Origin of the sequence: Pseudomonas sp. St290, from assembly GCF_018325805.1 — a bacterium.
GTDB classification, from domain to species: domain Bacteria; phylum Pseudomonadota; class Gammaproteobacteria; order Pseudomonadales; family Pseudomonadaceae; genus Aquipseudomonas; species Aquipseudomonas bijieensis.
Window position 1 is genome coordinate 378,774 of sequence record NZ_AP014703.1, and the last position, 14,041, is coordinate 392,814.

General features: G+C 61.0%; 12 protein-coding genes. 5 read left to right on the forward strand and 7 right to left on the reverse strand.

From position 1 onward, the window contains the following. Nucleotides 1-10 precede the first annotated feature (10 nt). From tauA to PBDP_RS01585, 4 genes are all read right to left on the reverse strand, one after another. A complete protein-coding gene (gene tauA, locus PBDP_RS01570; protein WP_116833939.1) occupies nucleotides 11-988 on the reverse strand; it encodes a taurine ABC transporter substrate-binding protein in 978 nt (325 codons plus the stop codon). Between the two features lie 246 nt (nucleotides 989-1,234). Further along, entirely contained in the window at nucleotides 1,235-2,818 is a 1,584-nt protein-coding gene (gshA, locus tag PBDP_RS01575) for a glutamate--cysteine ligase (RefSeq protein WP_109751918.1), read from the reverse strand. Nucleotides 2,819-3,089: 271 nt separating this feature from the next. Continuing rightward, complete coding sequence (locus PBDP_RS01580) at nucleotides 3,090-3,473, reverse strand: PaaI family thioesterase (RefSeq protein ID WP_109751919.1); 384 nt, start codon at nucleotides 3,471-3,473, stop codon at nucleotides 3,090-3,092. Next, nucleotides 3,473-5,797: a Tex family protein gene (locus tag PBDP_RS01585; protein ID WP_116833940.1), complete on the reverse strand. Its 2,325-nt coding sequence runs from the start codon at nucleotides 5,795-5,797 to the stop codon at nucleotides 3,473-3,475. Before PBDP_RS01585 ends, PBDP_RS01580 begins: the two co-directional genes overlap by 1 nt. A 358-nt stretch (nucleotides 5,798-6,155) precedes the next feature. Between PBDP_RS01585 and ompR the strand changes: the two genes are divergently transcribed. Together ompR and PBDP_RS01595 are read left to right on the forward strand one after the other, a co-directional pair. Further along, on the forward strand, nucleotides 6,156-6,896 hold the full coding sequence (gene ompR, locus PBDP_RS01590) for an osmolarity response regulator transcription factor OmpR (RefSeq protein WP_003196691.1): 741 nt from the start codon (nucleotides 6,156-6,158) through the stop codon (nucleotides 6,894-6,896). A gap of 113 nt (nucleotides 6,897-7,009) precedes the next feature. Continuing rightward, the gene (locus tag PBDP_RS01595; RefSeq protein ID WP_003196694.1) at nucleotides 7,010-8,323 is read left to right on the forward strand and encodes an ATP-binding protein; all 1,314 of its coding nucleotides are present in this window, start codon (nucleotides 7,010-7,012) and stop codon (nucleotides 8,321-8,323) included. A 137-nt stretch (nucleotides 8,324-8,460) separates the two neighbouring features. Here PBDP_RS01595 and rimK read toward each other — a convergent pair whose 3' ends face one another. Together rimK and rimB are read right to left on the reverse strand one after the other, a co-directional pair. After that, on the reverse strand, nucleotides 8,461-9,366 hold the full coding sequence (gene rimK / locus PBDP_RS01600) for a 30S ribosomal protein S6--L-glutamate ligase (protein WP_003196697.1): 906 nt from the start codon (nucleotides 9,364-9,366) through the stop codon (nucleotides 8,461-8,463). Further along, nucleotides 9,363-9,845, reverse strand: a complete 483-nt coding sequence (gene rimB / locus PBDP_RS01605) for a retropepsin-like aspartic endopeptidase RimB (protein ID WP_109751921.1) — start codon at nucleotides 9,843-9,845, stop codon at nucleotides 9,363-9,365. Before rimB ends, rimK begins: the two co-directional genes overlap by 4 nt. 236 nt (nucleotides 9,846-10,081) lie before the next feature. Here rimB and PBDP_RS01610 point away from each other — a divergent pair, with 236 nt between their 5' ends. From PBDP_RS01610 to PBDP_RS01620, 3 genes are all read left to right on the forward strand, one after another. After that, nucleotides 10,082-10,486, forward strand: a complete 405-nt coding sequence (locus PBDP_RS01610; RefSeq protein WP_109752348.1) for an RNA-binding S4 domain-containing protein — start codon at nucleotides 10,082-10,084, stop codon at nucleotides 10,484-10,486. A gap of 255 nt (nucleotides 10,487-10,741) precedes the next feature. Beyond that, complete coding sequence (gene hslO, locus PBDP_RS01615; protein WP_116833941.1) at nucleotides 10,742-11,644, forward strand: Hsp33 family molecular chaperone HslO; 903 nt, start codon at nucleotides 10,742-10,744, stop codon at nucleotides 11,642-11,644. Nucleotides 11,645-11,822: 178 nt separating this feature from the next. Next, nucleotides 11,823-13,367: a phosphoenolpyruvate carboxykinase gene (locus PBDP_RS01620; RefSeq protein WP_109751923.1), complete on the forward strand. Its 1,545-nt coding sequence runs from the start codon at nucleotides 11,823-11,825 to the stop codon at nucleotides 13,365-13,367. A gap of 138 nt (nucleotides 13,368-13,505) precedes the next feature. On the opposite strand, the gene PBDP_RS01625 is transcribed toward PBDP_RS01620, so the two are convergent. Continuing rightward, the gene (locus PBDP_RS01625) at nucleotides 13,506-13,859 is read right to left on the reverse strand and encodes a DUF1493 family protein (RefSeq protein ID WP_109751924.1); all 354 of its coding nucleotides are present in this window, start codon (nucleotides 13,857-13,859) and stop codon (nucleotides 13,506-13,508) included. Between the last annotated feature and the right edge of the window lie 182 nt (nucleotides 13,860-14,041).

Here is a 14,041-nt window from a genome sequence, read left to right on the forward strand (position 1 = left end):
CTTTTTCCAATCAGCGAGTGATGTATTTGGCGCTGACGTAAGGCGCGTAGTCCGGCAGCACGGCTTCGACCTTGCCTTGTTCTTTCAGGAACGCCGCGGTGTCGGTGATGGCTTGGGTGGTTGGTGCGCCGAGGCTCACGACCTGATCGGCCGCCAGGGGAAAGACGTTGCCTTGCAGCAATAGCGGAATGTCGCTGGCCTTGGCGCCGGAGAGCTTCACCAGTTTGTCGACGTTGGACGCATCGGCCAGCCAGGCTTGTGGATCCTTGCGGTACTGGGCGTAGGCATCCAGGGTGACTTTGGCGAAAGCGGTGACGATTTCAGGATGCTTCTGGGCGAAGTCCTTGCGCACGATCCAGGCGTCGAAGGTCGGTGCGCCGAACTTGGCCAGTTCCGCGGATGTGATCAATACCTTGCCGTTCTCCTTGGCCACGCCCAAGGCTGGATCCCAGACGTAGGTGGCGTCGATGTCGCCGCGCTTCCAGGCGGCGATGATGGCCGGTGGCGCGAGGTTGAGGACGGTGACTTTCGACGGGTCGATGTTCCAGTGCTTCAACGCGGCGAGCAGGCTGTAATGGCCGGTGGAGACGAACGGCACGGCGATCTTCTTGCCGATCAGGTCTTGTGGGGTTTTGATCCCGGAACCGTCGCGAACCACCAAGGCCTCGGCGGCGCCGATCTGGGTGGCGATGAGGAAGGTTTCCACCGGGACCTTGCGGGTGATGGCCGCGGTCAACGGGCTGGAGCCGAGGTAGCCGATCTGCACGTCGCCCGAGGCGATGGCGGTGATGACATCGGCACCGTTGTCGAACTTGCGCCAGTCGATCTTGGCTTGGGTGGCTTTTTCATAGGCGCCATCGGCCTGGGCGACTTTGGCCGGGTCGACGGTGGTCTGGTAGGCAACGGTCAGGTCGGCTGCCTGGGCAAAAAAACTGGTGACGGCCAGGGAGGCGGCCGCGAGAAGGCGAAGGGGGAAACGCAAAGTCATGGGAAAGCTCCTCAACAGGCCGCCGGATGTTCGGCGTTGGAGGAGACTAAATGATCTAAGAATTCAAAAATAAATAACTTTTTCGAATGAGCTTATTTTCGAAAAAATCTATAAGCCACACTGGAAACCCTTGTGGCGAGGGAGCTTGCTCCCGCTCGGCTGCGCAGCAGCCGTAAAAGGGGCCTGCTTCGCAGTCCAGCGGGAGCAAGCTCCCTCGCCACAAAAAGCGTCCTGATCAAAGAGGGATCAGTTACTGATCGCCAGAATGCTCGCTTGATACGAACCCACGAACACATCGAAATCCCCCACTTCGTTCTGCTCCAGTTCAGTTTGTTGAACCAGGGATTCCCGGGCGGCATCTTCGAACGCTGTCTGCTCCTGGGCTGGTAACGGCTCGGCGCGGAAGAATTCGGCGTGGACCTTGCTTTGGCGCAGGGAGAACTGGGCAAAGCTTTCCTGATGCTCGGCCATGGCGGCCAGCACTTGGGCGGAAGGTGTCAGGGACGGATCACGGACCTTCGCCAGTTGCGCGTCCAAGGCCTGGCGGTGGGCGTCGCCACCGTGGCTCTGGTCGAGCAGCGAGGCCAGCGGGGCGATTTTTTCCAGCAGTTCGACGGCCCAGGCCTGCATGTCTACTGCTTGGCCTTGTCGCTGCAATTGCAGGCCTGGCTTGCGACCTTCCTTGACTACCGTGAGGAAGTTGCTCGTGGCGTTGCCGCATTCGTTGTTTTCCAGCTGCGGGCTGTCATTGAGGCCGCAATACAGCAGGAACGCATCGAGGAAGCGCGATTCGGTGAGGTCGATGCCCATCGGCAGGAACGGGTTGATGTCCAGGCAGCGCACTTCGACGTACTGGATACCCCGGGCCATCAAGGCCTGGATCGGCCGCTCGCCGGTGTAGGTCACGCGTTTGGGGCGGATGTTGGAGTAGTACTCGTTTTCGATCTGCAGGATGTTGGTATTGAGCTGCACCCACTCGCCGTTCTGGTGAGTGCCGACTTCGACGTAGGGCGCGTAGGGTGTCGCCACCGCTTTGCGCAGGCTGTCGGTGTAGCTCGTCAGGTCGTTGTAGCAAGGCGTGAGGCCGGCCTGGGCGTTGCTCTGGTAACCCAGGTCGCTCATGCGCAGGCTGGTGGCATAGGGCAGGTACAAGGTGTCCGGGTCCAATTGCTCCAATTGGTGCGGGCGACCTCGCAGGAAACCAGCGTCCAGGGCCGGCGAGGCACCGAACAGGTACATCAGCAACCAGCTGTAGCGGCGGAAATTACGGATCAGCGCGATGTAGGACGAAGACTGGAAATCACGGTCGCTCACGTCGGCGGCTTCGTTCTGCCGAAGCAGCGGCCAGAGCTTTTCCGGCAGGGAAAAGTTGTAGTGGATTCCGGCAATGCATTGCATGGTCTTGCCATAGCGCAGGGCCAGGCCCTTGCGGTAGACGTACTTGAGCCGACCGATATTCGAGGTGCCGTAGTAGGCGATCGGGATGTCTTTCTCTTCCGGCAGCGGGCACGGCATCGAAGGACTCCACAGGTACTCGTCACCGAGTTTGCTGTAGGCAAACCGGTGGATCTTGTCGAGGCTGCGCAGGGTATCGGCCGGGTCGGCCAGGGCCGGGGTGATGAACTCCAGCAGCGACTCGGAATAGTCGGTGGTGATCTGTTCGTTGGTCAGTGCCGAACCCAGGGCCTTGGGATGCGGGGTCTGTGCCAGGTGGCCATCGTCCGTGACGCGCAGGCATTCACGCTCGATGCCGTGCAGGCATTGTTCGAGCAGGGAGAGGTTGGCGCGCTCGCCGAGCAGGGCCAGGCGGCGGTTTAAAAGGTCGCTCAAGTTGAATTCCTTCACGCGTCAGTCGCCCCAATATGGGGGTGGGCAAGACGGTCTACAAGGGTGAAGTTAAAACTGGCGTTTTCGCCTGGTTTTCATGCGGCCAAGGACAAGTCACCTCAACCCTCTGTGGGAACGAGCCTGCTCGCGATAGCGGTGGAGCAGTCAATATCGGGCTGACTGACATACCGCTATCGCGAGCAGGCTCGCTCCCACAAGGGGTATCGATACCGCATTCGTGGCGTCGAAATTAACTCAAATCGATGACGGTGAGCTATAGGACAGCGAACGTGCCTTGCGCTTTTGCGACCAGCTTGTCGCCTTGCATCACCTCGGCCTCGACCACCAGTGTGCGCCGGCCGGGGTGGATGACCCGGGCGGTGCACAACACTTCGCCGTCGGACACGGCGCGAATGTAATTGATCTTGCATTCGATGGTGGCGCTCTGCTGGTCAAAGCCGTGGACGCTGGAGCAGGCCAGGCCCATGGCGATGTCCACCAGGCTGAACAGCGCGCCGCCATGCAGCTTGTTGCCACGGTTGCGCAACGGCGGCTCGAGGCCCAGGGCGACTTGCGCCACCCCGTCCCCCAGGCTGTGCAGACGGCAGCCGAGCAGCTTGAAAAACGCGCTTTCCACCAACCCGGCCGGCACGTCCATCAGCGTTTCTTCAACTGCTTGGCGTTGGCGAACAACGAAGCCATGGCGTTGTTCGTCGGGGCCGCGGTGGCGGTTTCCTTGCGCGGCGCGGTGTTTTGCGACTGACGAGGTGTCGAGCCAGGGCGTGCACCGCGGGCACCGTCGACTTTCTCGCCGGGCGTGTCGCTCATGCGCATCGACAGGCCGACGCGTTTGCGCGGGATGTCGACTTCCATGACCTTCACTTTCACTACATCACCGGCCTTCACGGCTTCGCGCGGGTCCTTGATGAACTTCTCCGACAGGGCCGAGATGTGCACCAGACCGTCCTGGTGCACGCCGATGTCGACGAAGGCACCGAAGTTGGTGACGTTGGTCACCACGCCTTCGAGGATCATGCCTGGTTGCAGGTCCTTGAGGTCTTCGACACCGTCCTGGAACTCGGCGGTCTTGAACTCGGGACGTGGGTCACGGCCGGGTTTCTCCAGTTCCTGAAGGATGTCGGTCACGGTGGGCAGGCCGAAGGTTTCGTCGGTGAATTTCTTCGGATCCAGGCGCTTGAGGAACGCGGCGTCGCCGATCAGCGAACGAATGTCGCGGTCGGTCTGGGCGGCGATGCGTTGCACCAGCGGGTAGGCTTCAGGGTGAACGGCCGAAGAGTCCAGCGGGTTGTCACCGTTCATGACACGTAGGAAACCGGCAGCCTGCTCGAAGGTTTTTTCTCCCAGACGCGGGACTTTCTTCAACGCCGCGCGGGTCTTGAACGCGCCATGTTCGTCACGGTGGGTGACGATGTTCTGCGCCAGTGTGGCATTGAGGCCCGAAATACGCGCCAACAGCGCCACCGAAGCGGTGTTCACGTCCACGCCCACGGCGTTCACGCAATCCTCCACCACGGCGTCCAGGCCACGAGCCAGTTTCAACTGGGAAACGTCGTGCTGGTACTGGCCGACACCGATGGATTTCGGATCGATCTTCACCAACTCCGCCAGCGGATCCTGCAGGCGTCGGGCGATGGACACCGCGCCACGGATCGAGACGTCCAGGTCCGGGAATTCCTTGGAGGCCAGTTCCGACGCCGAATAAACCGAAGCGCCGGCCTCGGAGACCATGACTTTGGTCATCTTCATGGCTGGGTATTTCTTGATCAGCTCGGCGGCCAGTTTGTCGGTCTCGCGGCTGGCGGTGCCGTTGCCGATGGCGATCAGGTCCACCGAATGCTTGGCGCACAGGGCGGCGAGCACGGCGAGGGTCTGGTCCCATTTGTTGTGTGGCACGTGCGGGTAAACCGTCGCGTGGTCCAGCAGTTTGCCGGTGGAGTCCACCACCGCCACCTTGCAACCGGTACGCAGGCCCGGGTCCAGGCCGAGGGTGGCACGTGGGCCGGCCGGAGCGGCTAGCAGCAGGTCGTGCAGGTTGTGGGCGAAGACGTTGATCGCCTCGGTCTCGGCGTTGTCGCGCAACTCGCCCAGCAGGTCGGTTTCCAGGTGGGTGTAAAGCTTGACCTTCCAGGTCCAGCGCACCACCTCGGCCAGCCATTTGTCGGCGGCGCGGTTCTGGTTCTGGATGCCGAATTGCTGGCCGATCATGCCTTCACATGGGTGCATGGTGCCGGGCAGTTCTTCTCCGACCTTCAGTGCGGAACTGAGAATGCCTTCGTTGCGGCCCCGGAAAATCGCCAGTGCACGGTGTGATGGCATGCTCTTGAGCGGTTCGTCGTGTTCGAAGTAGTCGCGGAACTTCGCGCCTTCCTCTTCCTTGCCGGCGATCACCCGGGCGCTGAGGATAGCTTCCTGTTTGAGGAAATTGCGCAGTTTTTCCAACAGGTTGGCGTCTTCGGCGAAACGCTCCATGAGGATGTACTTGGCGCCTTCCAGCGCCGCTTTTACGTCCGCCACGCCTTTTTCGGCATCGACGAAGCGCGCAGCTTCGGTTTCCGGGGTCAGGCTCGGGTCGTTGAACAGGCCGTCGGCCAACTCGCCGAGTCCGGCCTCCAGGGCGATCTGGCCCTTGGTGCGGCGTTTTTGCTTGTAGGGCAGGTACAAGTCTTCGAGGCGGGTCTTGGTGTCGGCCAGCTTGATGTCGCGCTCAAGTTGCGGAGTCAGCTTGCCCTGCTCCTGGATGCTGGCCAGGATGCTGATACGCCGTTCGTCGAGTTCTCGCAGGTAGCGCAAGCGCTCTTCCAGATGCCGCAATTGGGTGTCATCGAGGCTGCCGGTCACTTCTTTCCGGTAACGGGCGATGAAAGGCACCGTGGAGCCTTCATCGAGTAGCGCGACGGCCGCTTCGACCTGTTGTGGGCGTACACCGAGTTCCTCGGCGATGCGGCTGTTGATGCTGTCCATAAAACCACCTGACAAATTGTGAAATCAGGCTCGCCACCGCAGAAGCCGGGCTCGGCGAGACTGGTTGAGCGGCCTGGCATGCGCCGCTGCCTGGGTCAAAAGGCTGCCTGTTGACCCGCGAAATTCAAAAAGTGCTGCCTGGCCAAGGAGAAAAGATGGCACTCCGGGGGTCACGATCCGACATTCCCAGGCACAAAAGGCCGCGCATTATAACCAGCGTTGCGCCTTGAGGGGGGGACATGGTCTGTAGGCTCGATACCCGGATTGGTGGAGATAGAGGAAAAATCTGCTAACAATGCACACGGTGCGTATAACGGCAGCTAGGCCATAATGCGCGCCGAGATCAAAGGAGCTTCCTATGAGCAGCACTGCACAAACTGCTGAAGGCGAAAAAATTCTTATCGTTGACGACGATCCGGGGCTGAGCAGCCTGCTGGAACGTTTTTTCGTCAGCAAGGGCTACCGCGCCCGCACCGTACCGAACACCGAGCAGATGGATCGACTGCTGGCCCGTGAAGTTTTCAACCTGGTGGTGCTCGACCTGATGCTGCCCGGTGAAGACGGCCTGACAGCCTGCCGCCGCCTGCGTGGCGCCAACAACCAGATCCCGATCATCATGCTCACCGCCAAGGGCGACGAGCTGAGCCGTATCAAGGGCCTTGAACTGGGCGCCGACGATTACCTGGCCAAGCCGTTCAACCCCGACGAGCTGATGGCCCGCGTCAAGGCGGTGCTGCGTCGCCAGTCGGCGCCGGTACCTGGCGCGCCGGGCAGCGAAGACGAAAGCGTGACCTTCGGCGACTATGAGTTGTCCCTGGCCACTCGTGAGCTCAAGCGCGGCGATGAGGTGCACATGCTCACCACGGGTGAGTTCGCCGTGCTCAAGGCCCTTGTGATGAACGCCCGCCAGCCGCTGACCCGCGACAAGCTGATGAACCTGGCCCGTGGTCGTGAATGGGATGCGCTGGAGCGCTCCATCGACGTGCAGATTTCCCGCCTGCGCCGGATGATCGAGCCAGATCCTTCCAAGCCGCGGTATATCCAGACGGTCTGGGGCGTGGGCTACGTGTTCGTGCCGGATGGCGCCGCCAGCAAGTGATCGGCGATTTGTAGGAGCGGGTGGCCTGGAGGGTTGAAATGTCTTCTTCCAGGCGACTCGCGGTCTGTCATGTGCGAGCATCGCTCGCTCCTGCAAGTGTGTAGCGGTTATTCATGAAAACCCCCGTTTGGTTCCCCCAGAGCTTCTTCTCCCGCACCCTCTGGCTGGTGCTGATCGTCGTGCTCTTCTCCAAGGCACTGACGCTGGTGTACCTGCTGATGAACGAAGACGTGCTCGTGGACCGGCAGTACAGCCACGGCGTGGCCCTGACCCTGCGGGCTTATTGGGCGGCGGATGAAACCAACCGAGCGAAAATAGCCGAGGCGGCGACGCTGATCCGCGTCGTCGGCGCCGGTGTGCCGGAGGGTGAGCAGCACTGGCCCTACAGCGAAATCTATCAACGCCAGATGCAGGCCGAACTGGGCGCCGATACCGAGGTGCGATTGCGCATGCACTCGCCGCCGGCGCTTTGGGTGCGGGCTCCGAGCCTGGGGGATGGCTGGCTGAAAGTGCCGCTGTACCCGCATCCGCTGCGCGGCCAGAAAATCTGGAATGTGCTTGGCTGGTTCCTGGCCATCGGCCTGTTGTCGACGGCATCGGCCTGGATCTTCGTCAGCCAGCTCAACCAACCGTTGAAACGCCTGGTCTACGCGGCCCGCCAACTGGGCCAGGGCCGCAGCGTACGGCTGCCCATCAGCGATACACCCAGCGAGATGACCGAGGTCTATCGCGCCTTCAACCAGATGGCCGAGGACGTCGAGCAAGCCGGGCGGGAACGTGAACTGATGCTCGCTGGCGTATCCCATGACCTGCGCACTCCGCTGACCCGGCTACGGTTGTCGCTGGAGTTGATGGGCGAGCACACCGACCTGACCGACGAGATGGTTCGCGACATCGAGGACATGGACGCGATTCTCGACCAGTTCCTGGCCTTCATTCGCGACGGTCGTGACGAGTCGGTGGAAGAGGTGGATCTCAGTGAGTTGGTGCGGGAAGTGGCCGCGCCCTATAACCAGAACGATGAGAAAGTGCACCTGCGCCTGGAACCGATCCAGCCGTTCCCGTTGCGCCGTGTGTCGATGAAGCGTTTGCTGAACAACCTGATCGGCAACGCCCTGAACCATGCTGGCACCGGCGTTGAAGTGGCGGCCTATGTCTCCGGTGACACCAGCGCGCCTTACGTGGTGTTGAGTGTCATGGACCGTGGTGCTGGTATCGATCCCTCGGAGCTGGAAGCCATCTTCAACCCCTTCACTCGCGGCGACCGCGCCCGGGGCGGCAAGGGCACGGGGTTGGGCCTGGCCATCGTCAAGCGCATCGCCTCGATGCACGGCGGCAATGTCGAACTGCGCAACCGCGTTGGCGGCGGGCTGGAAGCGCGGGTGCGCTTGCCGTTGGGGTTGATGCTGCCGCGGGATGCGGTGTAGCCATCCCAGTCTGGCTGAGACCCGTGGAAGAGCCTGTGGGAGCGAGCCTGCTCGCGATGGCGGTATATCAGTCACATCGATGCTGACGGACCCACCGCTATCGCGAGCAGGCTCGCTCCCACAGTTGTTGTTCTGACTTAGCCTTTACCCTTGGTCCGGGTCATGTTCGGCCCGCCATTCTTTTCCAGGTGCTCGATGATGATCCCCGCCACGTTCTTGCTCGTGGTGGTCTCGATGCCTTCCAGGCCCGGCGAGGAGTTGACCTCCATCACCAGCGGTCCGTGGTTGGAACGCAGGATATCCACGCCTGCCACCGCCAGGCCCATGACTTTTGCCGCGCGCAGGGCGGTCATGCGCTCTTCCGGGGTGATCTTGATCAAGCTGGCACTGCCACCGCGATGCAGGTTGGAGCGGAACTCACCGGGCTTGGCCTGGCGTTTCATCGAGGCAATGACTTTGTCGCCGACCACGAAACAGCGGATGTCCGCGCCACCGGCTTCCTTGATGTACTCCTGGACCATGATGTTTTGCTTCAGGCCCATGAACGCTTCGATCACCGACTCCGCCGCCGTTGCGGTTTCACACAGGACCACGCCAATGCCCTGGGTGCCTTCCAGCACCTTGATCACCAGCGGTGCGCCGTTGACCATCGCAATCAGGTCGGGGATGTCGTCGGGAGAGTGGGCAAAACCGGTGACCGGCAGGCCGATCCCGCGCCGTGACAGCAACTGCAGCGAGCGCAGCTTGTCCCGGGAGCGGGCGATGGCCACCGACTCGTTGAGGGGAAACACGCCCATCATTTCGAACTGGCGCAACACCGCGCAGCCATAGAACGTTACCGATGCGCCGATGCGCGGGATCACCGCATCGAACCCTTCCAGCGGCTTGCCACGGTAATGGATCTGCGGCTTGTGGCTGGCAATGTTCATGTAGGCGCGCAGGGTATCGATCACCACCATTTCATGGCCTCGTTCGGTTCCGGCTTCAACCAGTCGACGAGTGGAATACAGACGCGGATTACGCGACAGCACAGCGATCTTCATGCAACACCTGTGGCAGAGGTAGTGGACACCGGGAATGCCGGCTTGTCTTGAACGTATTTGGTACCCGGATTGACCACCAGTTGGCCGTCGATCAAGGCTTTGGAACCCAGTAACAGGCGATATCGCATGGATTTTCGGCAGGCAAGGGTGAATTCGACTCGCCAGATCCGGTCACCCAGCGCCAACGTGGTGCTGATCACGTAGCGGACCTGAGCGTGGCCGTTGGAACTCTTTATGGTCTTGCGGGCCACCAGCGGAGCTTCGCAGCGACGATGGCGCAACTGCACCACGGTGCCGAGGTGCGCAGTGAAGCGAACCCACTTTTCGCCATCGCGCTCGAACGGCTCGATGTCGGTGGCATGCAGGCTGGAAGTGCTGGCACCGGTGTCGATTTTTGCCCGCAGGCCCACGACTCCCAGATCCGGGAGCGCCACCCACTCGCGCAGACCGACAACGGTCAAATGGTCAAAAGTCTTCAATAAAAAAACCTGCGATCAGTACATCGGATCGTGGACTCCGCGAATCGCGGTATTCACGCAGAATAATCACAAAATGGCGACAGTTATCTACGCACTTGTTTGTGCTTGTAACCGATTCCGCCCCGAGGGATGCGTATGGCGTCGGTTTTGGCGGGCATTCTATCTGTCGCGTCGGATTCGTGCGCCCGACAAAAACGGTAGTACAGTTCGGGCTATTGGCAGAAAGAGGAATGGCAGTGGCACAAAAAAACGCAGAGGACGACAAGGTCCGTCTCGATAAATGGTTGTGGGCGGCGCGCTTCTACAAGACGCGGGCCCTGGCCAAGACCGCCATCGAAAGCGGCAAGGTTCATCACCGGGGAGAGCGTTGCAAGCCGGGCAAGGAACCACGTATCGGCGACGAATTTGTCATCCGCACCGGGTTCGATGAAAAGACCGTGGTGGTCGAGGCCCTGTCGATCGTGCGTCGCGGCGCACCTGAGGCACAGGCCCTGTATCGCGAAACCGAAGCCAGCATCGCCAAGCGCGAAGCCGCCGCCGCGCAACGCAAGGCCGGCGCCCTGGGCGTCAGCACCGATGGCAAACCGAGCAAGAAGCAGCGCCGGGACCTGTTCAAGTTTCATGGCAGCAATAGCGAATAAAGCACTGGCCATTTGAGGTCAGAGTACCCGTGGCGAGGGAGCTTGCTCCCGCTCGGTTGCGCAGCGACCGTAAGATTTTGGGGCCGCTGCGCAGCCCAGCGGGAGCAAGCTCCCTCGCCACAGTGTGTCAGGCCCACACTTCAGATGAGTTGGCAGCGCCTTCCCGTCAGGCCAGCCCAAGCCTTGCTTGGAACCCACCCCGAATGCCCATAAAATGCCCGCTATCATTTGTCATCACCGCAGATACCAGACCCTATGACTGATTTACCGGATACCGACTACACCCAACGTTTCATCTTCGATGACAGCGACGCCCGTGGCGAGCTGGTGGCGTTGGAGCGTAGCTACGCCGAAGTCCTCGCAAAGCACCCCTATCCGGAGCCGGTCGCGCAACTGCTCGGCGAGCTGATGGCGGCTGCGGCGCTGCTGGTGGGCACCTTGAAGTTCGATGGCTTGCTGATTCTCCAGGCACGTTCCGAAGGGCCGGTCCCGCTGCTGATGATCGAATGTTCCAGCGAACGTGAGATCCGTGGCCTGGCCCGTTACCACGCCGAGCAGATCGCGCCCGACGCGACCCTGGCCGACATGATGCCCAATGGCGTACTGGCCCTGACGGTCGACCCGACCCATGGCAAGCGTTACCAGGGCATCGTCGATCTCGACGGCGCGACCCTGGCTGAATGTTTCACCAACTACTTCGTCATGTCCCAGCAGACCAATACCCGCTTCTGGCTCTACGCCGACGGGCGGCGCGCTCGCGGTTTGCTGCTGCAACAACTACCCGCCGATCGCCTGCGCGACCCGGAAGAACGTGACGCCAGTTGGCAGCACATTACCGCTCTGGCCAGCACCCTGAGCGCCGATGAGCTGCTGGGCCTGGACAACGAAACCGTGCTGCATCGCCTCTATCACGAGGAGCAGGTACGCCTGTTCGACGGCCAGCCGTTGCGCTTCGAATGCAGCTGCTCCCGTGAACGTTCCGGCAATGCGCTGGTCAGTCTGGGTCTGGAAGATGCGCAGCAACTGGTGATCGAGCATGGCGGCGCCATCGAGATCGATTGCCAGTTTTGCAACGAGCGCTACCTGTTCGACGCGGCGGACATCGCTCAATTGTTCGCCGGTGCGGGTGTCGACACACCGTCAGATACTCGTCACTAAAACGGTTCAGCGCAGGTAAATCTCCTGGCAAACGCCGGATTTACGCCGTACTGACCGGAGGGCCCTACTTTTTTTGGGCTTTTCTGGCATAATCCGGCCCACTTTTTTCGGGTAGTAGTGCGCGACTTCCTACTACAAAACGTTTGGAGCACTCGGCCACGGGCCGACGGGGAATCTCATGACGCAAGCCAATAACGCCGTGTACACCGATCTGAGTGTCGATGATCTGGTCAAAGAAGCCCTGAATCGCGGTGAAGGCGAGCTTGCCGATACTGGCGCTCTGGTTGTTCGTACCGGTCATCGTACCGGTCGCTCGCCAGTCGACCGTTTCATCGTAGAAGAGCCAACCACCCAGGACGCCATCGCCTGGGGCCCGATCAACCGCAAGTTCCCGGCCGACAAGTTCGATGCCCTGTGGAACCGCGTCGAAGCCTACCTGGGCGAGCGCGAGCGTTTCGTCTCCCACGTGCATGTAGGTTCCGATCCTGCGCACTACCTGCCGGTCAAGATGACCACCGAAACCGCCTGGCACAACCTGTTCGGCCGTTGCCTGTTCATCAACCCCGAGCAGTACAACGCCGGTGGCAAGGACGAGTGGCAGATCCTCAACGCACCGAACTTCGTTTGCGAGCCTGAGCGCGACGGCACCAACTCCGACGGCACCGTGATCATCAACTTCGCGGCCAAGAAAGTGCTGATCGCCGGCATGCGCTACGCCGGTGAAATGAAAAAAGCCCTGTTCTCCGTGCAGAACTTCCTGCTGCCGGCTGTTGACGTGCTGCCGATGCACTGCGCCGCCAACATGGGCGAAGAGGGTGATGTGACCCTGTTCTTCGGCCTGTCGGGCACTGGCAAGACCACTCTGTCCGCCGATGAAAGCCGTTACCTGATCGGTGACGATGAACACGGTTGGGGCGTGGGCGTGGTCTTCAACATCGAAGGCGGCTGCTATGCCAAGTGCATCGACCTGTCCGAGAAAAACGAGCCGGTGATCTGGAAGGCCATCCAGCACGGCGCCGTACTGGAAAACGTCGTCCTGGACCCGGTCACCAAGAAAGCCGACTACGCCGACGACAGCCTGACCCAGAACAGCCGCGCTGCTTACCCACGTGAGCTGATCGAAAAACGTGCGCCGAAAAACCTCGGTGGCGAGCCAAACGCCGTGATCTTCCTGACCTGCGACCTGACCGGCGTACTGCCGCCTGTGTCGATCCTCAGCGAAGAACAAGCCGCCTACCACTTCCTGTCCGGCTACACCGCACTGGTGGGCTCGACCGAAATGGGCTCGGGCAGCGGCATCAAGTCGACTTTCTCCACCTGCTTCGGCGCTCCGTTCTTCCCGCGTCCAGCGGGTGAGTACGCTGAGCTGCTGATCAAGCGCATCCGTGGTTTCGGCTCCAAGGTCTACCTGGTCAACACTGGCTGGACCGGCGGCGGCTACGGTGTCGGCAAGCGCTTCAACATCCCGACCACCCGTGCGGTGATCGCGGCGATCCAGAGCGGCGCGCTGATCGGTGTTGAAACCGAACACCTGGACATCATCAACCTGGACGTGCCGCTGGCTGTACCGGGCGTCGAGACTGGCCTGTTGAACCCGCGCAACACCTGGGCCGACAAAGCTGCCTACGACGAAGCGGCCAAGGCATTGGCCGGCCTGTTCATCGAGAACTTCAAGAAGTTCGACGTGAGCGACGCGATCAAGGCGGCAGGTCCGCAGTTGTAAGGTTTGGTTGGTGAATGAAAAACCGCCCTTCATGGGCGGTTTTTTTATGGCCGGCTATTTACTCGTACATGGTATGGAAGCTGCCATTATTCCTGCTGAAATCGGGCCAAGCAGTGCCACTTGAGACCGCCCGGTTAGCTAGGCTGCTTCCACTTCCCGCGTATCCCATCGTTGTGCCTTGATCGCCTTGTAAAGCATGCCGATGGTTAACGGTATCTTGTTGCCACGGCCCTTGGCCCTGCGCTTTTGAAACACATCAAACCCTTCAGGCTGAAAATAGCGGTACGCGTCGTAATCGATCAGCTCGAGGGCGAACCGCTCCTCCAGCGCCTCCATCAAATGACGGGCGTCCGCGCCATCGCAACCCAAGTCGAGATTGATCGCAGTTTCCAGGCGAATCGTCTTGCGTTCAGGCAGGCCGATTTCTTCGTGAAGCAACTCCATGAGCTGGCGCATGGTGTGATCGTCGGGGAAGTCTGGGGCGAGGTGCATGGCGAAGTTTCCGGAGGGGTTGGCGCGCGTCTGTACAGAGGGAAAGTTTAGGGGGAAATCGCTGCGCATTGGAAAAGAAGAAAGATCTCACAGCAGTCTCGGAACCGTCTGCTGAGTAATCCTTTGGTCGCCCGGTAAGGTTCGCCACGCCCTTTCAATGGGGTAATGGCTACCGAGCAAGG